This is a genomic window from Methylobacterium sp. WL69, from assembly GCF_008039485.1.
GTDB lineage: Bacteria > Pseudomonadota > Alphaproteobacteria > Rhizobiales > Beijerinckiaceae > Methylobacterium.
Genome location: NZ_VRUZ01000041.1, coordinates 14,495 through 35,125, shown reverse-complemented (window position 1 = coordinate 35,125; position 20,631 = coordinate 14,495). Strand labels below are relative to the sequence as shown.

26 protein-coding genes are annotated in these 20,631 nt (G+C 69.5%); 13 read left to right on the top strand and 13 right to left on the bottom strand.

The annotated features are described in order from the left end of the window. The first annotated feature begins 36 nt into the window (after nt 1-36). The gene (locus FV218_RS12995; RefSeq protein WP_147710039.1) at nt 37-561 is read left to right on the top strand and encodes a hypothetical protein; all 525 of its coding nucleotides are present in this window, start codon (nt 37-39) and stop codon (nt 559-561) included. 58 nt (nt 562-619) lie between these two features. Then, nucleotides 620-985: a hypothetical protein gene (locus FV218_RS12990; RefSeq protein ID WP_147710038.1), complete on the top strand. Its 366-nt coding sequence runs from the start codon at nt 620-622 to the stop codon at nt 983-985. A gap of 3 nt (nt 986-988) precedes the next feature. On the opposite strand, the gene FV218_RS12985 is transcribed toward FV218_RS12990, so the two are convergent. The 3 genes from FV218_RS12985 to FV218_RS12975 all read right to left on the bottom strand — a co-directional run bounded on the left by FV218_RS12985 (nt 989) and on the right by FV218_RS12975 (nt 2,574). Next, nucleotides 989-1,678: a hypothetical protein gene (locus FV218_RS12985; RefSeq protein ID WP_147710037.1), complete on the bottom strand. Its 690-nt coding sequence runs from the start codon at nt 1,676-1,678 to the stop codon at nt 989-991. 65 nt (nt 1,679-1,743) lie between these two features. Continuing rightward, entirely contained in the window at nt 1,744-2,043 is a 300-nt protein-coding gene (locus FV218_RS12980; RefSeq protein WP_147710036.1) for a hypothetical protein, read from the bottom strand. 204 nt (nt 2,044-2,247) lie between these two features. Next, on the bottom strand, nt 2,248-2,574 hold the full coding sequence (locus tag FV218_RS12975; protein ID WP_147710035.1) for a hypothetical protein: 327 nt from the start codon (nt 2,572-2,574) through the stop codon (nt 2,248-2,250). A 54-nt stretch (nt 2,575-2,628) separates the two neighbouring features. Between FV218_RS12975 and FV218_RS12970 the strand changes: the two genes are divergently transcribed. The 7 genes from FV218_RS12970 (at nt 2,629) to FV218_RS12945 (ending at nt 6,780) form a co-directional block, all read left to right on the top strand. Beyond that, nucleotides 2,629-3,384, top strand: a complete 756-nt coding sequence (locus FV218_RS12970) for a hypothetical protein (protein ID WP_246685105.1) — start codon at nt 2,629-2,631, stop codon at nt 3,382-3,384. Nucleotides 3,385-3,492: 108 nt separating this feature from the next. Then, nucleotides 3,493-3,999 carry a hypothetical protein gene (locus tag FV218_RS12965; protein ID WP_147710034.1) on the top strand — a complete coding sequence of 169 codons (507 nt, stop codon included), beginning with the start codon at nt 3,493-3,495 and terminating at the stop codon, nt 3,997-3,999. 2 nt (nt 4,000-4,001) lie between these two features. After that, the gene (locus FV218_RS22785) at nt 4,002-4,610 is read left to right on the top strand and encodes a hypothetical protein (protein WP_187273049.1); all 609 of its coding nucleotides are present in this window, start codon (nt 4,002-4,004) and stop codon (nt 4,608-4,610) included. Nucleotides 4,611-4,662: 52 nt separating this feature from the next. Then, the gene (locus FV218_RS12955) at nt 4,663-4,941 is read left to right on the top strand and encodes a hypothetical protein (RefSeq protein WP_147710033.1); all 279 of its coding nucleotides are present in this window, start codon (nt 4,663-4,665) and stop codon (nt 4,939-4,941) included. 10 nt (nt 4,942-4,951) lie between these two features. Further along, nucleotides 4,952-5,605 (top strand): hypothetical protein, encoded by a 654-nt coding sequence (locus tag FV218_RS12950; RefSeq protein WP_147710032.1) that lies wholly within the window; start codon nt 4,952-4,954, stop codon nt 5,603-5,605. A 45-nt stretch (nt 5,606-5,650) separates the two neighbouring features. After that, nucleotides 5,651-6,370: a hypothetical protein gene (locus FV218_RS22780; protein ID WP_187273048.1), complete on the top strand. Its 720-nt coding sequence runs from the start codon at nt 5,651-5,653 to the stop codon at nt 6,368-6,370. A gap of 53 nt (nt 6,371-6,423) precedes the next feature. Next, nucleotides 6,424-6,780, top strand: coding sequence for a hypothetical protein (locus tag FV218_RS12945; protein WP_246685104.1), 357 nt, complete (start codon nt 6,424-6,426; stop codon nt 6,778-6,780). A 14-nt stretch (nt 6,781-6,794) separates the two neighbouring features. Here the strand turns inward: FV218_RS12945 and FV218_RS12940 are convergent, their stop codons facing one another. Next, complete coding sequence (locus FV218_RS12940) at nt 6,795-7,193, bottom strand: ABC transporter ATP-binding protein (RefSeq protein ID WP_147710031.1); 399 nt, start codon at nt 7,191-7,193, stop codon at nt 6,795-6,797. A 145-nt stretch (nt 7,194-7,338) separates the two neighbouring features. On the opposite strand from FV218_RS12940, the gene FV218_RS12935 reads away from it, so the two are divergent. Continuing rightward, nucleotides 7,339-7,605, top strand: a complete 267-nt coding sequence (locus tag FV218_RS12935) for a hypothetical protein (protein ID WP_147710030.1) — start codon at nt 7,339-7,341, stop codon at nt 7,603-7,605. Continuing rightward, nucleotides 7,602-8,195, top strand: a complete 594-nt coding sequence (locus tag FV218_RS12930) for a hypothetical protein (protein WP_147710029.1) — start codon at nt 7,602-7,604, stop codon at nt 8,193-8,195. Before FV218_RS12935 ends, FV218_RS12930 begins: the two co-directional genes overlap by 4 nt. Nucleotides 8,196-8,400: 205 nt before the next feature. On the opposite strand, the gene FV218_RS12925 is transcribed toward FV218_RS12930, so the two are convergent. The 3 genes from FV218_RS12925 to FV218_RS12915 form a co-directional block, all read right to left on the bottom strand. After that, the gene (locus FV218_RS12925; protein ID WP_147710028.1) at nt 8,401-9,654 is read right to left on the bottom strand and encodes a DUF3829 domain-containing protein; all 1,254 of its coding nucleotides are present in this window, start codon (nt 9,652-9,654) and stop codon (nt 8,401-8,403) included. Between the two features lie 429 nt (nt 9,655-10,083). Then, a complete protein-coding gene (locus FV218_RS12920) occupies nt 10,084-10,716 on the bottom strand; it encodes a tyrosine-type recombinase/integrase (RefSeq protein WP_147710027.1) in 633 nt (210 codons plus the stop codon). Between the two features lie 212 nt (nt 10,717-10,928). After that, nucleotides 10,929-11,837: a LysR family transcriptional regulator gene (locus tag FV218_RS12915; RefSeq protein WP_147710026.1), complete on the bottom strand. Its 909-nt coding sequence runs from the start codon at nt 11,835-11,837 to the stop codon at nt 10,929-10,931. 88 nt (nt 11,838-11,925) lie between these two features. On the opposite strand from FV218_RS12915, the gene FV218_RS12910 reads away from it, so the two are divergent. Together FV218_RS12910 and FV218_RS12905 are read left to right on the top strand one after the other, a co-directional pair. Next, nucleotides 11,926-12,369 (top strand): PACE efflux transporter, encoded by a 444-nt coding sequence (locus tag FV218_RS12910; RefSeq protein ID WP_147710025.1) that lies wholly within the window; start codon nt 11,926-11,928, stop codon nt 12,367-12,369. A 593-nt stretch (nt 12,370-12,962) separates the two neighbouring features. Then, nucleotides 12,963-13,154 (top strand): hypothetical protein, encoded by a 192-nt coding sequence (locus FV218_RS12905; protein ID WP_147710024.1) that lies wholly within the window; start codon nt 12,963-12,965, stop codon nt 13,152-13,154. Nucleotides 13,155-13,633: 479 nt separating this feature from the next. Here the strand turns inward: FV218_RS12905 and FV218_RS12900 are convergent, their stop codons facing one another. The 6 genes from FV218_RS12900 to FV218_RS12875 are packed head-to-tail and all read right to left on the bottom strand — an operon-like array spanning nt 13,634 to nt 20,092. Then, a complete protein-coding gene (locus FV218_RS12900) occupies nt 13,634-15,031 on the bottom strand; it encodes an LLM class flavin-dependent oxidoreductase (RefSeq protein WP_147710023.1) in 1,398 nt (465 codons plus the stop codon). Continuing rightward, nucleotides 15,031-16,269: an SfnB family sulfur acquisition oxidoreductase gene (locus FV218_RS12895; protein WP_147710022.1), complete on the bottom strand. Its 1,239-nt coding sequence runs from the start codon at nt 16,267-16,269 to the stop codon at nt 15,031-15,033. The genes FV218_RS12900 and FV218_RS12895 overlap by 1 nt, the downstream gene beginning before the upstream one ends. A 7-nt stretch (nt 16,270-16,276) precedes the next feature. Beyond that, a complete protein-coding gene (locus FV218_RS12890; RefSeq protein WP_147710021.1) occupies nt 16,277-17,512 on the bottom strand; it encodes an SfnB family sulfur acquisition oxidoreductase in 1,236 nt (411 codons plus the stop codon). A 12-nt stretch (nt 17,513-17,524) separates the two neighbouring features. Continuing rightward, the gene (locus tag FV218_RS12885) at nt 17,525-18,178 is read right to left on the bottom strand and encodes a methionine ABC transporter permease (protein ID WP_147710020.1); all 654 of its coding nucleotides are present in this window, start codon (nt 18,176-18,178) and stop codon (nt 17,525-17,527) included. Further along, nucleotides 18,159-19,292: an ATP-binding cassette domain-containing protein gene (locus FV218_RS12880; protein WP_147710042.1), complete on the bottom strand. Its 1,134-nt coding sequence runs from the start codon at nt 19,290-19,292 to the stop codon at nt 18,159-18,161. The genes FV218_RS12885 and FV218_RS12880 overlap by 20 nt, the downstream gene beginning before the upstream one ends. Beyond that, on the bottom strand, nt 19,292-20,092 hold the full coding sequence (locus FV218_RS12875; RefSeq protein ID WP_056088230.1) for a MetQ/NlpA family ABC transporter substrate-binding protein: 801 nt from the start codon (nt 20,090-20,092) through the stop codon (nt 19,292-19,294). The genes FV218_RS12880 and FV218_RS12875 overlap by 1 nt, the downstream gene beginning before the upstream one ends. Nucleotides 20,093-20,631 lie beyond the last annotated feature (539 nt).

The window sequence follows — 20,631 nt, the reverse complement described above, 5'->3', positions numbered from 1 at the left end:
CCTCCCAGACCCCCGTAATCCCGTGAGGTTCCGACCATGAACACCGCCGCCAACCGCCCCGAGCCCTCGCGTACCGAATCCTTGCGCCTGCCGCCGCCCCGCCAGGGCTGGGGCAACATCTTCTGGACCCTGTTCGGCCTCGTGGCGCTGGGCGCCCTCCTCGTCGCCTGCGCCGTCTACACGGCCCCGCCGGTGGTGACGGATTGGCAGATCCGCGACACGGCGCGTCCCGTCGCCGCCGCGCGGGTGAGCGAGGGCAAGTGCAGCACCAAGATCGTGCTCCACCTCTGCGACATGACCCTCACCCTGCCCACCCCGTCGGGCCCGGTGGTGCGCCGGATCAACACCGTGTTCACGGGCGTGCATGCGGGCGATTACAGCGTCCGGGTGATGGCCGATCCGGCCCGGCCCGACCTCGTCACCACCGATCTCGCCCTCGACCGCCTGTGGAACCGCACCGTCACGCTTCTGGTCATTGCGGGAGCGCTGGCGGCCATCATCGTCGCGGCCCTCGCCGCGATGGTGCGCAACCGGCGGGCCGGCGCGGGGGCCATGGGCTGATGCGATCGCGGCTTCGGCGGGACGGATCGCTCCACACACCACGCGAGGGGGGCGCCGCATGATCGTGTTCTGGACCGGGCGGGGCTACTGGGTCGTCCTCCTGGCGGCGGCGGCGATGTTCCTGCCCCTGATCGTCCTGCGGCAGGTCGACGGGCCGGAGGTGGACCGGGCGGTCTGCCTGACCATGAGTCTCGCGGCGCTCGCCGTCCTTAGTTTCGGATGGCGCTGGAACCATGGCACCACCTTCGGGCCGGCCGGGCGCGACCACGCCTTCTGGGGTCTGCCGATGCAGGTCTGGGCCGTGCCGATGCTCGTGTTCGCCGCCCTGCTCGGGACCGGCACCATCACCACGGCGGAGGCTCCGCGCGCCCGCCCTTCCTTCCAGGAATCCGGCTTCCAGGAATCCGGCGGCGTCGTCCGGTGAATCTCAGCCCCGCGTCACGAAGAACCAGTTCGGCGCGAGGCGGCGGTCGCTCTCGGCCCCGGAGCCGGCCGGAAACGCATCGTCGGGCCGGTACACGAACGACGTGCCCCAGGGCGTGCCCCCCGGGATCGGTTCGTCCAGGCCGATCTCGCCGCCGGGACCGCGGATGAACCCCGCGAGCCCGAGGCGTTCGAGGGCGTCGCAGAGGGCGCGATAGCGGGCGTAGGGAACCCCGAGGTCCCGCAGGACGTCGATCTCCCGCAGGCTGTCCGTGTCGCGTGCGCCTTGCGGACGGTACGGGGTGACGCGCCGGCCGTTGACGAGGCGGGTGCTCTCCCACCACGCCATTCGCTCCGCCGCCGGGGGATCGTCCCGCCCGCGTTCGAAGGACACCAGGGTGGGCATGGCCGCGATCTCGGCCACCACGGCGTCGAGCCGCGATCGGTTCAGGACGAAGTAGCCCGTCGTCGTTCCGAACGCCGCCCAGGTCATGCCGCCGCCGACGGCCGCCAGGGCGAGGAAGACCGCTACCCGGCGCTTCGCCGCGCGGGCGAACGCCGGCACCGCGACAACGGCCGCTGCGATCCCCGGGGCCGGCGCGTAGGCGACGAGGGCCCAGCCGAACACGACGACACCGCAGCCGCCGACGACGAGGGCCGCCCTTCGCCTCCCGTCGGACCGAGGGGCAATCATGGCGGGACGATCATCGCTGAGAATCCCGGACCAGAATCCCCGCAGAGAATCCCCGACCGGCGCCGTCATCGAACGGCGGCCCGGCCGACGCGGGCGCGTCGCGCCGGGAGGTGCCGGCCCAGGAGTGCGAGGCCGAGCCAAGCCAAAACCCAAGCCAAAACCCAAGCCGAAAGCCACGCAGCGAGCCAGATCTCGTACAGGTGGGCGTCGAGGGCGGCTTCCCCGTTGAGGCCGAGCCAGCGCGCGAGCCCGTGCGGGACCGGAAGGTCGGTCCAGAGGAAGACGCGCAGGACCGGGATCGAGAGCAGGCCGACGGCGAGGATGAGGCCGGCTGCGGGGTAGAGGGGCCGCGCCGCGCCCTCCACGGTGCCGACGAGGCCGCCGACGAGGGCCGTGCCGAGCCAGAGTTCGACGGGCCGCAGGGTCGGATCGGTTCCGGACTCCGCGGGCAGGAGGGGAAACAGCAGGAAGACCGGGGCGAGGCCGAGTGCCAGCAGCAGCCCGAGGAGCGGAACGTGCAGCAGGCGCAGGACGCGGCGGCGGACCGGATCGCCGGCGTCGGGCCTCGCTCAACCATCCGCATCGCGCGCGCCGTCGAGGGCCTTCAGGACGGCGGGGTCGCCCCGGTGGCGCCGTCGCAGGGTCCGCTCGTCCGCCTCGGCGGCGTCGCAGCGCAGGCGCTTCACGGCCGCCGCGATGGCCCGGCCGCGCGCCGCGTCCGTGGCCTCCTCCCCGCCCCAATGGTTGCAGTCTCGCAGCCGCGTCACGTACGCCGTCACGTCGCCCGGCAGAGCGGGCTCGGCCCGGACGGCGAGCGGCCCGAGGAGCGGCGCGGCGAGAAGCGTTGCGAGCGGCCCGGCAGAACCCTTGGCGACCTTGGCGAGAACGGTCCGCATGGCACTCCATCCTGCCTTTCCTCGGGGCTCCCGCGCCGTATACAGGGAACCCGCATGAGACGCAGCCTTCTCCCCGCCGCCCGCTTCGCGCTCCTCGCAGCGTGCCTCCCCGCCCCGTCAGTGGCGGCGGGATGGGAGGCGGCGCGGTTCGAGCCGCCCGCGAAGACCGAGACCGCGACCGCGACGTCTGGAGAGGGCAAGATGTCGGGGGAGGGCAAGCAGATCACCTGCACCACCTATCGCGATCTCATGGTGCGCGAGAGCGACACCGACACGCCGGACCCCGAGGACGCGACCCTCGTGCCCCTCGCGAACGGCGCCGCCCCCGCCTGCGCCGCCGCGCCGGGGCCGGGTGCGCGCATCCTGGCGACCGCCGGCCAGCGCTTCCTCGGCCGCACGGGCGGGTTCCTCGTCTTCGAGCAGGCGAGCACCAACGGCACCGTCCCGTTCGCGGTGCTCGACGCGGGCACGGGCCGCACCCTGATCCGGGACACGACCGCCGAGGCCGGCATCGACACCTTCGCGGTCGTGGACGGGACCCTGCGGCTCGGTTTTCAGCGCGGCGTGCAGGGGGCCTGCTCGATCCCGAAGCACGGCGCCGGGTGCTGGGCGCGGATCGCCCGCGACGGGCCGCTTCCACCCGCCGTCGCGGCCCTGCCGGCGCCCGTGAAGGCCTGCGCCGGGAGCTATCGGGCCGGAAAGGCCCCGAAGGACACGCCCAGCATCGTCTCGTTTCCCGTACGCCTCACGGGGACCGCCACGCCCACCGTCGAGGCCGGCGGCCCGGTGCGCTGCGCCCCGACACCGTGAAGGCGATCTCCCCGTGAGGGCGGGTCGCACTTTGACAGCGTGCCCGCCCCGTCATCGAACCGTCACGCCAAGCCCGCATCCGGGGCCGTCCTACCGAGGAATTGCCGTATGATCTCTCGCCGTCACGCCTTCGTCGCCGTGCTCGCCCTGTCGGTCCTGTCCGCCCCATCGGCCATGGCCGAGCCGACCATCGGCCTCGCCGAGCGCCGGGCGATCGCGGCCTACCGCCAAGACCGCTACCCCGCGCAGGAAAAGGCGATCCAGGAGGCGGCGGGCTTCGCCGTGCCGGTGGAGGTGGCGTGGGACGACCTCACGCTCCCGGGCGACGCCAAGTACTATTCCGACCCGGACTATTTCGAGAAGACGATCTTCGAGCCCCTCGCCGCCGGGCTGAAGGAGGTGGCCAAGGACAAGATGGGCCGCGACGCCCTGGCCGCGAAGCTCAAGACCATCCGCGTCCGCTTCGACGAGAACACCGCGCCCGCCTCGAACTACGCCAAGCGCCTCACGTTCGACGGCGGGGTCCTCGACGTGAACTGGCGGCCGTTCACCAACGTCGCCGACTCGAAGGATCGGGTCGAGGCCGTGGTGAAGCTGCTGGAGAAGGGCCTCTGACGGTGCGTGGCACCGCCCTGGGCCTCGCCGCCCTGCTCGCCGCCTGCGGCGCGGCGGCGGCCGAGCCGGCCGCCCGGTCCGACACCTACGACAGCCTGACCCTGGCGGTCTCCGGCGATGCGGTGACGGGGGTCTTCGCCGAGCAGCGGGGGGCGGCCGATGCCGGGAGCCCGCAATTCGCCTGCGTCTTCCTCCTGCGCGGGACCCTCGCGGGCGACCGGGCCAAGGTCGAGACGTGGTTTCCCGACGAGCCGGAGCGCATCCCGGGGGACCTCGCCTTCACCCCGGACGGCGCCGCCCTGACCCTCGCGGAGGATCACGGCGGTTGTTCGATGACCACGGGCACCATGGTGGGGACCCCCTACGCGCTCTCGCGGCGTGCGGCGTCGGCCCCGGACGGATGGATCGGCGTCGGCCTCGTGACGGCCGAGCGCACGGCCTTCCGGCCGGAACCCGGCCCGGCTCCGGCCCGGGCGCCCTACCTCGTCCGGCTCGATCCCGTCGCGGTGCTGGAGCGGCGGGACGCCTGGGTGCGCGTGCGCTACCGGGGTGAGAAGGCCCCGGTCATCGGCTGGCTGCCGGCGGCCGACCTCGCCGTGGTGACGCCCTGACCCCTCGCCGCCCGAACGGGCCGAAGGCCCGCTCCCGACCACAGGATGTCCCATGCGCCGAACGCTGTCCCACACCCTCCTCCCGCTGATCCTCGTGGCCGGCCCGGCCGTCGCCCAGGCCCCCGCCGTGCCGCCGCGCCCGGCCACGACCTGGGTGCCGGTTGAGGAGCCCATGAGCGTGCTCCTCAACGGCGGCCACCGCATCGTCTCCGCTTCCGGTCCGAGCTTCACCCTCGAGCGGGGCGGCAAGTACGTGGTCTGCGAGGTGCGGCCGGCGGGCGGGATGCGCGGGGCTGCCGAGACCACCTCGACCTGCCACCGCGTGAACTGAGGCCGGTGCGATGGACGCCAGGGACGCGTCCCTTCGCGCGCGGTTCGACGCCCTGTGGGCGCGGACCGTCGGCACGCCCGGCGCGGCGGCGTGGCGGGCCCTCGACGCGGGCTACGGCGCGGCGGACCGGCACTATCACGGCTGGCCCCACGTCGCGGCGCTGCTCGCGGGGCACGATTCCGTGCAAGCACATCCCGATTTCGCGGGCGTCGACGGCGACGCCATCGATCTCGCCATCGCCTTCCACGACGCCGTCTACGACACCGCCCGCGCCGACAACGAGGCCCGCAGCGCCGACCTGCTGCGTGCCGAGGCGGGGGCGGCCGCCGGGGATGCGCGCGTCCGGGCCGCGATCGCGATGATCCACGCGACGGCCGCGCACGGCCCGAGCGCGGACTCGGCGACCCGCCTCCTCCTCGACCTCGATCTCGCCGTACTCGGTGCGCCGCGCGCCGTCTACGCGGCCTACGCGGCGGCGATCCGCCGGGAATACGCCGCCGTTCCCGAGGCGGCGTGGCGGCTCGGGCGCGCCCAGGTCCTCGACCGTTTCCTCGCCCGGCCGCGCCTCTACCAGACCGACCTCTTCCACGACCGCTTGGAGGCGGCCGCCCGCGCCAACCTCGCGGCGGAAGCGGCCGGGCTCCGCGCCGGGCCCACGGAATAGGCGGACCCACGGAATAGGCGGACTCACGGAATAGGAACGTCCCCCATGCGTCCCTTGCGTCGCGTCGCGCGCCTCGTCGCGCTCCTCGGCCTGCCCCTCGTGCTCGCGGCCTTCGCGGCGGAGGGCCGGTTCGGCACCACGCGGTACCGCCTCGCCGGGACCGCGTTCGCCGTGCCGCACACCTACGAGTTTTCCCGAAATTTCCGCCTGCCCTGGCTCGACGCGCTCCCGGGGCTCGGCCGGGAACCGGCGGATTCGCTCTGGCTGATGCTGCCCGCCGCCGAGGTCGCGGCGGGCCTCCCCGGCTACAGCCCCCTCAGCCACGGCCATGCTGGCCCGTTCGCCGCCGACCTCGTGGTCCACGTCGTCGGCGACCCGGACGGGCGCCGCTTCGCACCCCTCCACGCCCGGCAATGGGGCATTTTCGATGCGCGGCTCGCCGAGGGCGCGCCGTGGCGGCCCGACCCGTCCGGCGGCGAGCGCCTCGTCCATTCCGAGGGCGTCGACCACCGGCGCTTCTACCGCCTCCCGTCCCGGCACGCGGCGCGGCCGGCCGACCAGGCCCCGCCCGGCTGCCTCGCCTCGGACACTTCGGACAAGCGCGAGGTCTCCACCTGCACCTACCTCGTCCACCACGACGGCCTCACCTACGATTTCTCCCTGCGCCCGGAGAATCTGGCCGTGGCCGACCGCGTGCCGGCCTACGTCCTGGCCCGCCTCGCGGCCTGGAAGCAGTCGGCGCCGGCCCGGGAGGGAGTTCCCTGATCCGCCGCGACCCGGCCTACTGGCAGCGCCTGCGCAAGGACCGTCCCTCGAACGTGGCGGCCGGGCTCGCCCTTGTGGCGGGCCTCGCCGCCACCGTCTCGGTCATCGGCTGCCTCATGCCCAGACCTCACGGCGCCGTCCGGGCCCAACCCCTCTATTGGCTGTCGATGCTGCCCCTGGTCTGGTGGGCGAAAGGCCTGGTGCGGTTCGAGCCGCGTGCGGTGCGGTGCTGGCGGGCCGCCCTGGCCCTGGCCTGCCTCGGCGCCGGCGCGGGCCTCGCGGCGGCCCTGTGGCGGGCGGAGGACGGGACGCTGCCCGCCCTAGGCTTCGCCGTCACCCTCGCGAGCGCCGGAGCGAGCCTCGCGGTCCACCGCGACAGTCTGGTCGCCCGCGAGGGGCCGGCGCGCTGAGCGCCACGGACCCGTCAGCGCCGGCGGATCGGCCGCAGGGGGCCGTGGAAGAAGCTGGGCTCCATCCCGATGGCGGCGGCGCGCTCACCGATCACGGCGAGGCCGCTCAGCAGCCCGGCGATGGGGGAATCCAGCAGGCCCGGATGGTTCAGGGCCTTGCCGATCTGGCGGCCCTCCCACCAGAATTCCGCGAAGAGCAGGGCGAGGAGGCCGAGCAGCCCCCAGGTCACCAGGCCCTGCCCGAGGAAGTAGACGCCGTAGGGCGGCGACAGGATCGTGCTGAGCTTGGCCAAGCCGATCACCCCGGCAAAGCCCAGGACGAGGATCAGGAGCAGGCGGACCAGCAGGCGCCGATACAGGCGCAGGGCCAAGTCGAGTTCCTCCACGGAGGAGTGGTCGAGCTTCAGGGACATCCAGGTTCCTCACGTGCGGTTCTTCCCGCCTGATACGGTCCGGGAGGTGTGGCTGACGGGCGGCCGCCCCGCAACCGGCACCGGGGCGGGTGACATCCCGGGGCCGGACGCCCATGCTCGTTCGCCGATGCGAGGAGCCCGAACCATGCTGGCGATCCTGGACCGCCTGTTCTCCCGATCCGCCAGGCCTGCCCCCGCAACGGGCCGCCTCACGCCCGAGCAGGCGGCGGCGATCGCAGCGTGCGCCGCGGCGGGAACAGGCACAGCCACCACCGGCACGGCCGTGCCGACCCGGACGGGCACCGGCCTCGTCTGGGATGTCTGCGATGTCGCCTACGGCAGCGGCTGGCGCGTGTTCGTGGACGACGCCACGGGCGCGCCCGGCCCGCTCGGGCGCTGGGGCCTCAGGTGAGCCCGAGGGCACGGGGAAGAGCGCTCGGTGCGCTCGCCCTCCTGGAGCTTGCGGCCGGCCTCGCGCCGCAGGCCGTGCAGGCGCGCGACGGGGGCGCCTACCCGCTGGCCTGCCGTGACGTCCACGCGGATTTCGCCCGCACGGAGCACTGCGCCCGCCGCGCGGGGGACTTCGTCCGCATCGACCCCGCCCGCCTCGCGCGCATGCCGTTCCGGGGTGGGGTGACAGAGATCGTCGTCGATGGAATCGGCGCGCTCTGGGCGCGCCGCGACGGGCTGGCGCTGCCGGTGTTCCCCCTCGACAACGGGCCGGATCCCTTCGCGCAGGGGTTGGTGCGCGCTCGTCACGCCGGCAAGGTCGCGTTCCACGACCGGCGCCTGCGCCGGGTGCTGGCCACGGATTTCGACTGGTCGTTCCCGTTCAACGCCCGCGGCGAGGCCCTGGTTTGCCAGGGCTGCCGCTCGGATGGGCGCCAGCCATCCGCCATGGTCGGGGGCCGATGGGGGTTGATCGACCGGCGCGGCCGGCTGACGAGGCCGTTGGCGGAAGGCCGAGGCGCCGCAAGGCGCTACTTCGACTGGCCCCGATGAGGAGCGGACGACGCGATCGCGATCCCGCGCAAAGGTTCAGCGACCGCTCTCCGTCCGTCCTCATTAAGAGACGCCGATGCTACCCGTGGAACGCACGCTCCTTGACATCGGCCTGCTCGTCTCCCCGCAGACTTGCGGAGGCGTAAGGACGAGCATTTACGTTGAAGGAGACATCAGTCCTGTCTTTAGCGATCTTCAGCTGACCTCAGCCTGGACGCACCCGACTCTCATTCCTATGGCAAGATTCTAGATCGCGTACCGAGCGGTTGTAGGTCTCGTTGAAGCGTTGCGCCGGTTGGCTCGGATCACTCTTGGCGCGAATGTCCCGGGCGACGTCCCGGCCATGCCCAATTACGCTTGCGACCGTGTCGGTGTAGCCGTTGCAGGATGAGTTCGCCTTCGGGCTCATGCCGTCGAGGACCGTGCCGAGGTGGCGGTTGGCGTTCGAGACCTCGCCGAGTGCGGCCAGGAAGGGAGCGACATCCGCCTTCGGTCCCAGTGCCTCGAACCGCCGGACCGCGCGGCGCAGGGTGAGGCTGGTGGAGAGGAGGCGCCGTGCCGGCGCATCCTCCGGCAGGGCCGCCAGACGGCGCTCATCCCGGGCGATCTCGCGCTCGAACAGGGCCGTGCCATACGCGTCCATCGCCTTGGCGGCCGCCTCGACGCGGGGGACGAGGATCGCGTGCTGCTCGCGGGCGAACTTGAAGCCATCCTCCTTGAACTCGCGCGTGGTCTGATAGCGCGTGAGCGCCTTCAGGATGGGATTGACCTCGCGCAGGGCGGCCAGCAGCCGGGCGGCCTGAGCATCCACCTCTGGCACGACGCTCGGCAAGGCAACGGCCTTCTCCAACTCGTCGATGACCCCGTCGAAATCCACGATGCCGAAGTGGTACCAGGCGTTGGCGCCGAGCTTCGTTCCGAGCTTGAGCACCCGCTCGTTGTCGCGCTGGTAGTCAGCCAACTGCTGCTCCAGGGGATGAGACCGGACCAAGTGGTTCTGGGCCTCGGTGTAGGCATTGGCCTTTGCCAGCGCCTGAGCCTCGGGCGTCTGCGCCGGCGCCGGGCGGGCGGTCGCCCGAGCCGAGCCCGGCGGTGGCGGCGGGCTCTGCAACAGGGCCTGGGAGGCCGCGGGTGCGGCTGGAAAATCGCATTTGAATGCGTCGACCAAGCTTTTGCGCACGGCCTCATGGGCCTGGGCGCACTGATAGGCCACGGTCGGACGCGCCGCCTCGTTGCGCAGGACCGAGTCGCGGAAGCTCTCGCGCATCGTGTTGATGCCCTGGCGGATGCCGGGGCGAGCGGCTTCCGGTACGCCGGGGCTGGCGGCGCACTGGGCATAAGCCTCCAGGAAGGCGTCGCAGCTCTCGACGCCCACCGGTGTCACCGGCGTGACCGCCACCACGGGGGTGGCCGAGATCCCCCACAGGAGGGCCAGCGCATAGGCCGAACGGTGAGACATGCCGAGCTTTCTCGTGGAGGCTGTGCTGCGCATTCTGGTCCTCGAAGTTGAAGCGCCTGGCCATGGAACGACGACGCAAGAGATTGCGGAGGGCGACGTGGACCTTGTTGCATCGACTAAGCCGGGATTGTAGCCGAGGAGATGGTCCGAACCCTCCTCGGTGATGCCTTTCCTCATAATTACGTGGGCCTGGCTGGTCTCCGCCGGGGTTCTTCATCCCGGGGCAGTTCGGCAATGCTGGATGACCGCTTTGTCGATCTGCCGCTAATTAGCGGACAGACCGCAATCCACCCGGTGCAGAAAGGCTGGGTCGGTCCAAGAACGTCTATATCCAAGACAGTCAAGTGCTGGTTTGACGACGACATTGGACGCGCTGCGGTTGTAACGTCTGAATGGCCCCCTCAACGTTGCCGCCGAGGAGGCCGGCTTTCAGATTTCGGTCGCTTCTGCCAGAGCGAGCGCGTCTTCAACGTCCACGCCGAGGTATCGTACCGTGCTCTCGATTTTCGTATGCCCGAGCAGAATCTGCACAGCGCGTAAGTTGCCGGTTCGCTTATAGATCAATGCCGCCTTTGTACGGCGTAGAGAATGTGTGCCGTAGTCCTCGCGCCGTAGCCCTATGCCCGTCACCCATTCATCTACCAGGCGGGCGTACTGCCGGGTGCTTATGTGCGCCTCGTGGTCGATCCGGCTGGGAAAGGCGTAATCGTTAAGCCCGCCCCCTCGGCACCCCAGCCAAGTCAGAATGCTGGTACGTGCTGGTTCAAGCAGTTCGAATTGCACGGGCGACCCAGTCTTTCGCTGAACGACGATGACGCGCGCCCGTACATGCCCGCCGCTGACAAGCTCACCGATCTTCAATTTGACGATGTCACAACCGCGCAACTTGCTGTCGATGGCAAGGTCGAACATGGCCCGGTCGCGTACACGCCGCTCTCCGTCGAGCCAGAAACGGATGGCCCAAACCTGTTGTGGTTTGAGCGCGCGTTTGGCGCCGAGCTTCCGTCCTGCGTTCCATGGTCGGCGGTTCTTGAAGGCTGGGTCGTGCTCTGAATGTCCCATTTCTCATCTCCCAACCGGCCGATGCCGGCAGAGAGAGAAAGGGTGCTGCGAACGTAGCCTGCGCATTACCGATTAGACGTTCGGGATGTGTGCCACGCAGCTGCCAAGCTTAAAATGCAGCCCTCCTGCGTCCGACCCAACCCGGTCATCGGGACCGCCGTCAGCGCTTCCCGAAAGCGGCCATTCGTCGGCCGTCCCGCAACGCTCGTCCCTCAGCCTGTCCGGCTGCCGCCTGACAAACTGCCGACCCGTTCCGCCGCGAAGCGCTCGCGAAGCCATGCCGCGGCGGGGCCGCAGGGGCGCTGCTTGTGCCAGACCAGTTCCAGGGCGATGGGCCAGTCACCCTTGTCGAACTGCAGGTCCGGCGTGACGAGGTATGGCGCGGTGAGGGACGCGGCGATGACGTGATCGGTGACGAAGGCCCAGCCGATCCCGTGCTTCACCATTTCCAGAATGACCCAGTGGCTCTCCACCCACCAAACCTCGGCGGCCACTCGCAGACGGCGCTTCTCCGGTCCGTCGCCGCGCGCGGCGACGAGGATTTGGCGGTGGCGCTTCAGTTCCTCCCACTCCACCCGCGCCTTCGCCAGCGGATGGTCGCGACCGCAGACGAGTTTGAGGGGCACCCAGCCGATGGTCTGGAAGCCAAGCTCCGTGGGCAGCACCTCCTGACGCCACATCACGCCGAGGTCGGCGGCTCCGGACTGCACCATGCGGCTGACATCCTCCATCAGCGGGAAGAGCAGCTCCAGCTCCACGAAGGGGAAGCGCCCGGCGAAGTCGGCGAACAGAGCGCCGAGGGCATGCTCGGGATAGAGTTCGTCGATGGCGACCACCAGCCGGTTCTCCACCCGCTGTTCCAGGCTGCTCGCCACGCCGATCAAGTGCTCCCGCCGTTCGAGCACGACCCGCGCCTCCAGCAGCAGCCGTTCCCCCGCCGAGGTGAGCACTGGGTTCCTACCCGCCCGGCTGAACAGGGTTAGGCCTAGATCCGCCTCAAGGTTCGCCACCTGCGTGCTGACAGCCGACTGCGCCTTGCACAGCACACGGGCGGCCCCGGAAAATGAACCGGCCTCGGCCGCCGCCACGAAGGCCTGAAGCTGATCGAGAGAGACTGCCACCTATCTGATTTCCAGATACCTTCTAACTTGTTGGCTGGATTATCACAGATAGAAGGCGGCGGACCAGAGGCCCTTTCCAGGCAAAACCATGCGCAGCACACGCGACCGTATCCGCCACGCCATCCTGTTCGAGGTAGTCGGGCTCGCGCTCATCATTCCGCTCGGGACAATACTGTTCGGCCTGCACGCCTCCGCCATGGGCGTGATCGGCTTCGGCAGCGCCCTGGTCGCCACGGCGTGGAACTACGCCTACAATCTCGGCTTCGATCGAGCGATGCAGCGGCTGGTCGGGCACACGCGCAAGAGCCTTGTCCTACGGGTCGGTCACGCCGTGCTCTTCGAAGCGGGGCTGCTCGTGTTCCTGCTGCCGCCCATCGCCTGGTATCTCGGCATTGCCCTCGTCCAGGCCTTCGTCATGGATATCGCGATTGCGGCCTTCTACGTGGCCTACGCCTTCCTCTTCAATCTGGCCTACGATCGAGCCTTTCCCCTGCCGGGCTGGAGCGATATCGCTGCAGAGCCCTCCCGCTGAGCATGTCCCAAACGCGCGTCCACCTTCGGGTGTTCGGCTGCGGCTACCAGATAAGGGGAGCGGGCATGCGGCTGAAGCTTCGTTTCCACACAACGAGCTAACCGCTGCTACCGACACCAAGCGGAAGTTGCGTTGGATCACGCCGCAATGACATCCAGCTAATCAGATGGTAGACTTATGTCAGAATTGTTTCTCGGCAGCCGTTCGTATAAAGCTCAAAACCTTATTCCGGTCTTGAACATGTTTTATTTTAGACCATAAATCAATAAGCTCAATTGTCTCAGAAATACAGCATGATGAATTATCGGAAAAATCTTCAATAGAGCAATTTAGAGCGGACGCAATTTTCGCTAGAATGTCTTTTGAGCATATCGGGCCACCGCTACCCCCGTCATCACTAAGCATCGATCGCTCCAAACCGTACTAAATCGTATTTTGCACAATCGTATTGTGTGCATTCGGCGAAGCGGCCGATCTATGTCTGAGATAGTGAATTGGAAGGGCCCCGAAAAAAGAAAAATTCCCCTTCGCTGGCTTGCTTACAACCTGACATTTGATAGTTTTTTGGCTGCTACCAAGGGGCTGAAAGGGCGATGGGGGAAGAGGACCGTTTTGGTGAGATGGTAGATAACTGTCTGAAAGCTCGTGCAGCGTTGAAGAAAAGTGGCACGCCGGAGATGATGGCTTTAATGGATGCCCTGTTATTTCTGATTGGACGAGAAGCTGCCAAGCGTGCCGCTCAGGATCAGGGCGATACGCCCAATGTAGACCCCAACATTCAATGATTGCTCCGTATATTTACTAACCGAACGGCTGCTTTCCACCTGACCCGGTCATAGAGCGGACGGACGGGTGCCGACACAACAGCGCCGTTGAGAGGTATTGGACTCTTGCTCGAAAGCGAACATTTACAGCACCGTTAGATTGACACGAAGGTATTTCAAAATGAATGTCGATCGGGCGCTCATTTCAGATCAGGTTATTGTCGTATCGGATACTATCAGGCATGGTCGTCATCGACGGGACGGCTCCTGCTGGGGCCGCCTCCAGATCGCGACCCTACACAGGATGCGCGAAAGCTGCTCGACGGAGTACGGGTCGGTGCAGGCAGCGTCCCTCCGGATAAAAAGGCCGTCATAGGCCAGCCGCTCCGCGGTTTCGACGATCTAATGGATAGCAGCGTTGGTGAGTGCCTGACCGAAATCGGACCCGACGCTATGGCAGGTGTTACCGGAGGTGAGCAGGAACCAGAAGATGCCGTCGCTTACGGGCCGTCTTCGAAAGCGGCCGAGACGGCGTGGCGGAAGGCTTGGGCGGCGTGGCGGCCTGGCAGGCGGTCGCCCCGACCGAAAAGCTTGCCCCGCAGGGAGCCCTCGCCATAGGCGGTCTTGTAGATCCCGCGGTCCTGGAGTTCCGGGACCACGAGGTCGATGAAGTCGGAAAAGCTCTCGGGCACGACGATGCGGCTGAGGTTGAACCCGTCGACCTCGCCCTCCTCGATCCAGGCCTGGAGTTCGTCGGCGATGGAGACGGCGTCGCCCGTCAGCACCGCGTAGCGGCCCCCGAGGCCGAGTTCGGCGAGGAGGTCGCGCTTCGTCAGCCGACGCTGGGCGGCGGCCGCATCGGCCGACTGGATGGCGTTGCTCTGGCCGTAGGAAATGGGCTCGTCGAGGCCGTAGGCGGCGAAATCGATGCCCGTGGACGCGGAGAAGTGTGCGAGTCCCGCCTCGGGGCTGGCATAGCGCAGGTATTCCGCCCGCTTCTCTTCCGCCTCAGCCTTCGTGCGTCCGGGAATGATCGCGATGCCGACGAAGATCTTCACGTCGTCGGGCCGCCGCCCGGCGGCCACCGCCTCGGCGCGGATGGCGCGCACGGCCTCGCGTGCGCTTGCGCGGTCGCGGGCCGAGATGAACACGCACTCGGCGTGGCGGCCGGCAAACGCCCGGCCGCGCCCCGAGGCGCCCGCCTGGTAGAGGACCGGCGTGCGCTGGATCGAGGGCTCGGACAGGTGGTAGCCGGCGACATCGAAGAACTCGCCGCGATGCGAGACCGGCCGGATATGGGCCGGATCGGCGAAGACCCGGGCCGCAGGATCGCGCCGCACGGCCGCGTCGTCCCAGCTTCCCTCCCAGAGCTTGTAGAGTACCTCCAGATACTCCTCGGCATAGTCGTAGCGCCGGTCGTGGGCGGGCAGCGCGCCGCTGCCCTGGCCGCGATGGGCGCTGTCGAGGTAGCCGGTGACGATGTTCCAGCCGATGCGGCCCTCCGTCAGGTGGTCGAGGGTCGAGATCCGCCGGGCGAAGGTGGAGGGGGCCTCGGTGTGGACGTTGACCGTGAGGCCGAAGCCGAGATGCTTCGTCACCGCCGCCATGGCGGAGACGAGGACGGTCGGGTCGTTGACGGGCAGCTGCACGGCTTCCCGCGCGGTCACCTCGATGCCGCCGCCGTAGATGTCGTATACGCCGATGATGTCGGCAATAAAGAGGCCGTCGAACAGGCCACGCTCCAAGAGCTTCGCCTGGTCGGTCCAGTAGCTGAGCGTGTTGTACTCCGACGAGCGGTCGCGCGGGTGGGTCCAGAGTCCGTGGTTGATGTGGCCGACGCAGTTCATGTTGAACGCGTTGAGGAGGATCTGCTTCTTCATCGGTTCCCTGGCCGCCATCAGAGCGCTCCGTGCCGGGGCGGCAACCGGCCGTTGAGATGGTAGGCGCCGATCCAGTGATCCTTCCAGCGCACGGGGTCGTGCAGGGTGTGGGTGCGGACGTTGCGCCAGTAGCGATCGAGGGCCTCGGCGCGATTGGTGGCCGAGGTACCGCCGAGTTCGAGGAGCTTGTTGGCCGCGAGCAGGCCGGCCCGGTGACTCGACGCCCGCGCCTCCGCCACGGCGACGGAGGCCGCCCCGACGCTTTCGGCATCGGGCGCAGCTTGCGCCGCGTCGACGAAGCGGCCGGCCCGCTCCAGAAGCGCATCGGCGGCGGCGAGGCGCACCCGCACGGTGCCGAGGGCGTGGAGCAGCAGGGGGTCCTCGCTCGCGCGCTCGACCCCGGAGTCGATCCACGGCCGGGCGCGGGCGCGCACGAACGGGAGTGTCGCCGCCAGCGCCCCCTGGCCGATGCCGAGGTCGATCCCGGCGTGCAGGATCTGGGCGAAGGGTCCGATGGCGGTCGGCCGCTCCAGGGAGGCGCCGAAGGGCACCACCCAGTCAGGCTCGACGCGCACCCCCTCGAACAGCACCGAGCCCGAGCCGGTGACCCGCTGGCCGAAGCCGTCCCAGTCGTCCACCAGGGTGACGCCCGGCGCGTCGCGGGGGATGAAGACGAGGGAGGCGACGTCGCGGCCGTCCTCCCAGGCGTTCACCAGGGTGGGGATGCGGTGGGCGAAGAGCGATCCGGTGCAGTAGAACTTGCGCCCCTCGACGAACCAGCCGGCGGGGTCGCGCACGAGGCGGGTGCGGCGGGTGTGATCGCGCTGACCGATCTCCGCCAGGGCGTTGCCGAAGCGCTCGCCCGCGAGCACCCGTCCGTAGAGGGCGCGCTTCTGCGCCTCGGTGCCGCCGTTGCGCAGCACTTCGAGGGCGTAGAAATGGTTCTGCGGGATCTGGCCGAGTGACCCGTCCGCCGCCGACACGATGGCGATGACCTGCGCGGCGGTGGCGCTGTCGACACCCGTACCGCCGTAGGCCTTCGGCACTGTGATGGCCCAGAGACCGGACGCGGTGAAACGCGCGATCTCGCCGAAGGGCAGGTCGCGGTCGAGGTCGCGCGCGACGGCGGACTTCGAGAAATCCTCGGCCAGGGTGCGGGCGACGGCGAGGGCGGTCGCGGCGTCGGCAATCACCGGCACCGGGCACGGCGGCTCCGGCGTGCGGGTGAAGGCGGTCTCGTGGGGTTGAAGCGGCATCCGGTCGTCAGTTCCACTGGTGCCGGGCGGGCAGCGCGTCGTTGAGCGTGTAGTTGCCGAGCAGATGATATTTCCAGCGCACGGGGTCGTGGAGCGTGTGCACCCGCGCATCGCGCCAGAAGCGGCCGAGGTTGTACTCCGCGCGCGTCGCCGAGGTGCCGGCGAGCTCCAGAAGCCGCTCGGACGCCTCCAGGGCGATCTCGGTGGTCAGGATCTTCGCTTCCGCGACGGCGACGGAGGCCCGTGCCGAAGAGTCCGCCGTGACGGGTTCGGCGGCGACCCGGTCGAGGGTCCGGCCGGCGCGGGCCAGCACCTCTTCGGCGGCGTGCAAGTCGGTCTGCAGGCGTCCGATCTCGCCGAGGATGTAGGGATCCTCCGTCGCCTGCTCGACGGTGAAGGGGTAGGCGCGCGTCTTCGACCGCACGAAGTCCAGGGCGGCGGCGACCGCGCCCCGGGCGATGCCGGCATCGATGGCCGCCTGGACGAGTTGCGAGACCGGGCCGAACAGGGCCGGGCGCTCCGCCAGCGACGTGAGGTCGAGCGTCAGGCTCTCCTCGATGGCCGCATCCGCGAAGACGACCGTGCCGCTCGCCGTGGTGCGCTGGCCGAAGCCCTGCCAGTCGTCGACGACCCGCACGCCCTCGGCGTCGCGGCGCACCCAGACCAGGAGCGGCCGGCCGTCGTCGTCCAGGGCCCGGGCCGGGATCCAGTGAGCGAAGAGCGCGCCGGTGGAGTAGAAGCGCGTCCCGCTGATGCGCGCGCCCTCCGTCCCTTCCGTCAGGCGCGTGCCGACATGGGTGATCGCCCGGCCGTCGCGGGCCGGACCGGCATTGCCGATCCGGTGGCCGACCAGGACGTCGGAGAAGATCCGCTCCGCTTGTGCGGGGCGCGCGGCCGTGCGCACCACGGCGAGGACGCCGAACTGATTCTGCGGGATCTGCGCCGCCGAGGCGTCGGCGGCGGCCAGGATCGCGAAGACCTCGGCCAGCGTCGCGTGCGAGACGTCGGCGCCGCCATGGTCCCGCGGCACCGTGATGCCGCCGAGACCGCTCGCCGTGAAAGCCTCGATCTCGTCCCAGGGCAGGCGCCGCGCACGGTCGCGCTCCCCCGCGTCCTCGGCGAAAATCCGGGCGACAGCGTGGGCGGCCTCGATCGCCTCGGCATCCTGGCGGATGAGGTGCGGGCGGATGGGCGGCGGCGGGCGCCGGTCGGCGGCGGTGGCGTCGATGAGGGGCAAGGTCATGCGTTTCAACCGTCAGCGGGTTCGGAGCCGCCGCACGGCGGTGTCGCCCGCGAACTGCACCACGCAGACAAGGGCGATGAGGATCGCGATCACCGCCATCATCACGGTGGTGTCGAAGCGCTGGTAGCCGTAGCGGATCGCCACGTCGCCGAGGCCGCCCGCGCCGACGGCGCCCGCCATGGCGGAGGCGCCGATCATCGACACGATCGTGATGGTGAGGCCGCCGATGATGCCCGGCAGCGCCTCGGGCAGCAGCACGTGGGCCAGGATGTGCCGGCGGCGGCAGCCGATGGACTGCGCCGCCTCGATGAGCCCGGCATCGACGTCCCGCAGGGAGACTTCGGCGATGCGGGCGAGAAACGGGGTGGCGCTGACCGAGAGCGGCACGATGGCCGCCCACACGCCGATGGTGGTGCCGGTCACCAGACGCGTGAACGGGATCAGCGCCACCAGGAGCACGATGAAGGGCACCGCCCGGAATCCGTTGACGAGCATCCCCACCACTCGGTTCGCGCGCGGTGCCGGGAAGATGCCACCGGGACCAGAGGTGACGAGGAAGAGGGCCAGCGGCAGGCCCGCCAGCACGGCGATCCCAGCCGAGGCCCCGACCATGACGAGCGTGTCGAGGCCGGCCTGCCAGAGGCGGTCAATCATCTGCGGCGACATGGCCGATCCTCTCGATGTCGGTTCCAAGGACCCTGAGGCGGTTCTCCGCGTCGGGGCCCGCGACGGCGACGAGCATGCGGCCCACGGCGCGGCCCTGGATACGGTCGATGCCGGCCTGGAGCAGGCGCACCGGCGCGCCCGCCGCCGCCGTGAGGGCCGAGAGGTCGGGCGCCTCGCCGGAGCAGGTGATCCGCAGCACCGTCGCCCCGCCGGGCACCGGATTCGGCTGCAGCCGGGCCGCCAGATCCTCCGGCAGATCGCGGGTCAGCGGTTCGAGGAGCGCCCGGGTGGCGGGATGCTCCGGGCTGCCGAAGACGCGCCAGACCGGGCCCGTCTCGGCGATCCGGCCCTGTTCCAGCACCACCACATCGCTGCAGATCTCGCGGATCACGCTCATCTCGTGGGTGATCAGCACGATGGTGATCCCGAGGCGCCGGTTGATGTCGCGCAGCAGGCTCAGGATCGAGAGCGTGGTCTCCGGGTCGAGGGCGGAGGTCGCCTCGTCGCAGAGCAGGATCTCCGGGCGGCTCACCAGGGCGCGGGCGATGCCGACCCGCTGCTTCTGCCCGCCGGAGAGCCGCGACGGATAGGCCTCCGCCTTGTCCTCCAGCCCGACGAGGCGGAGCACCTCGTCCACCCGCGGGCCGATCTCCGCCTTGGGTACCCCGGCGACGGCGAGCGGCAGGGCCACGTTCTGCCGCACGGTCTTGGCCGAGAGCAGGTTGAAGTGCTGGAAGATCATGCCGATTCGCCGGCGCAGGGCCACCAGCCCGGCGGTATCCAGCGCGCCGATGGGTTCGCCATCGACCAGCACCCGGCCGGACGTCGGCTCCTCCAGGCGGTTGACGGTCCGCAACAGGCTGGACTTGCCCGCGCCCGAGCGGCCGATGATGCCGAAGATTGTGCCGGCCGGAATCGCGAGGTCGATGGCGTCGAGCGCTCGGACCGCGCCGGCCGCGGACAGGTAGGTTTTGCCGACCGTCTCGAACCTCACGGTGCCGGCCGCCCGGCTCCCCGTCGCAGCTCGCACGACGGAGACGGGGCGCGCCTCCGCCGCGCCTGTCGCGACCCAGCCGCCCGGTTCGCGGATGCCGTCGAAGGCCAGGCCGGCCATCACTTCAGCCATGCCAGCACGTAGAGCTTGTCGCTGTCGGCGAAGGACTTGCGGATTTGCGCCTTCACGGCCTCCGAATTGTGGAAGAGGTCCACGAACTTACGGATCGTCGCGTCGTCCTTCCGTGCCGCCTTGGTGACGAAGCTCACCGCGAAGAGCTTGTCCTCGATGCCGGAATAGACGAGCCCGCTCGTAGGGTCGAAGCTGCCCGCCGCGACGATGAAGTGCGGGTAGCCCTGCGCGAGGTCGACGTCGCCGGTGACGCGCACGAGCTGCGGCCCCTCGACCTCGGTGAATTTCAGCGTCTTCGGGTTCTCCACGATGTCGTCGAGGGTGCCGAGAAAGCCGACGCCGTCCTTCAGCCTGATCAGCCCGGCCTTCTGGAGGAGCAGCAGGCCGCGCCCCTGGTTCACCGGATCGTTGGCGATGGCGACGCGGCCGCCGACCGGCACCGCGTCGAGGCTCTTGTGCTTCAGGGAGTAGAGCCCGAGGTTCTGCAGGATACCGAGGCCGACGATCTCGAAATCGTAGCCCTTCTGCTTTTCCACGTTCTCCATGAAGGGGCGGTGCTGGAAGAAGTTCACGTCGATGTCGCCGGCATCGAGGGCGACGTTCGGCGTGTTCCAGTCGCTGAACTCGACGACCGTCACGTCGATGCCCTTCGCCTTGGCCTCGCCCACCACGGCGTTCACGGCATCTGCGTAGGCGCCCGGCACCACGCCGACCTTCAGGCTCGCCGCCTGGGCGGCCATGGCGCCGAGGGTGAGGGCAGCGGCGGCGATCAGTCTCAGAACGCGCATTGTCAGGAACTCGAACGGGTTGGCGGCTCAGGGGAGCCAGGGAAGGCCGTAGGGGACCGCGTCGTAGGCGTAGCCGGCATCGATCCGCGCCCGTACAGACGGCGAAGTTTGCTCGAACCGGGCGTCACGCCGACCGTCAAGCCCGCGCGGCCCCCAGGGGCGAGCAGGGCCGCCACGGCGGACAGCCGGCGGCGTCGCGGCCGGATCGCCGCCGCCCTCGTCGATCGCGCATCGTCGAACAAGACATTTTGCTCATCGTCTTCACGGGATGGCGCCGACCCTTGCCCGGTGTGCCGACAGGCTCCAACCCGTGCCGCCCCATCGGATTCAGACACAGGTGATGAACACGTCGGCTTGGCGTGGGACTTAAGTTAGATCAAAGCAGTGCCATTCAACATTCCAAAGATTTTCATGAAACAATAAAATGATCTCTTGGGGGTAACGAAGATAGAAATTCGGTTCGTTCCTGCCAAATTAGAAGACTTCCGTGGGGTGATCGCAGCGAGGTCGCCTGGTTTCACCCGCGGCGGCGAGACGCT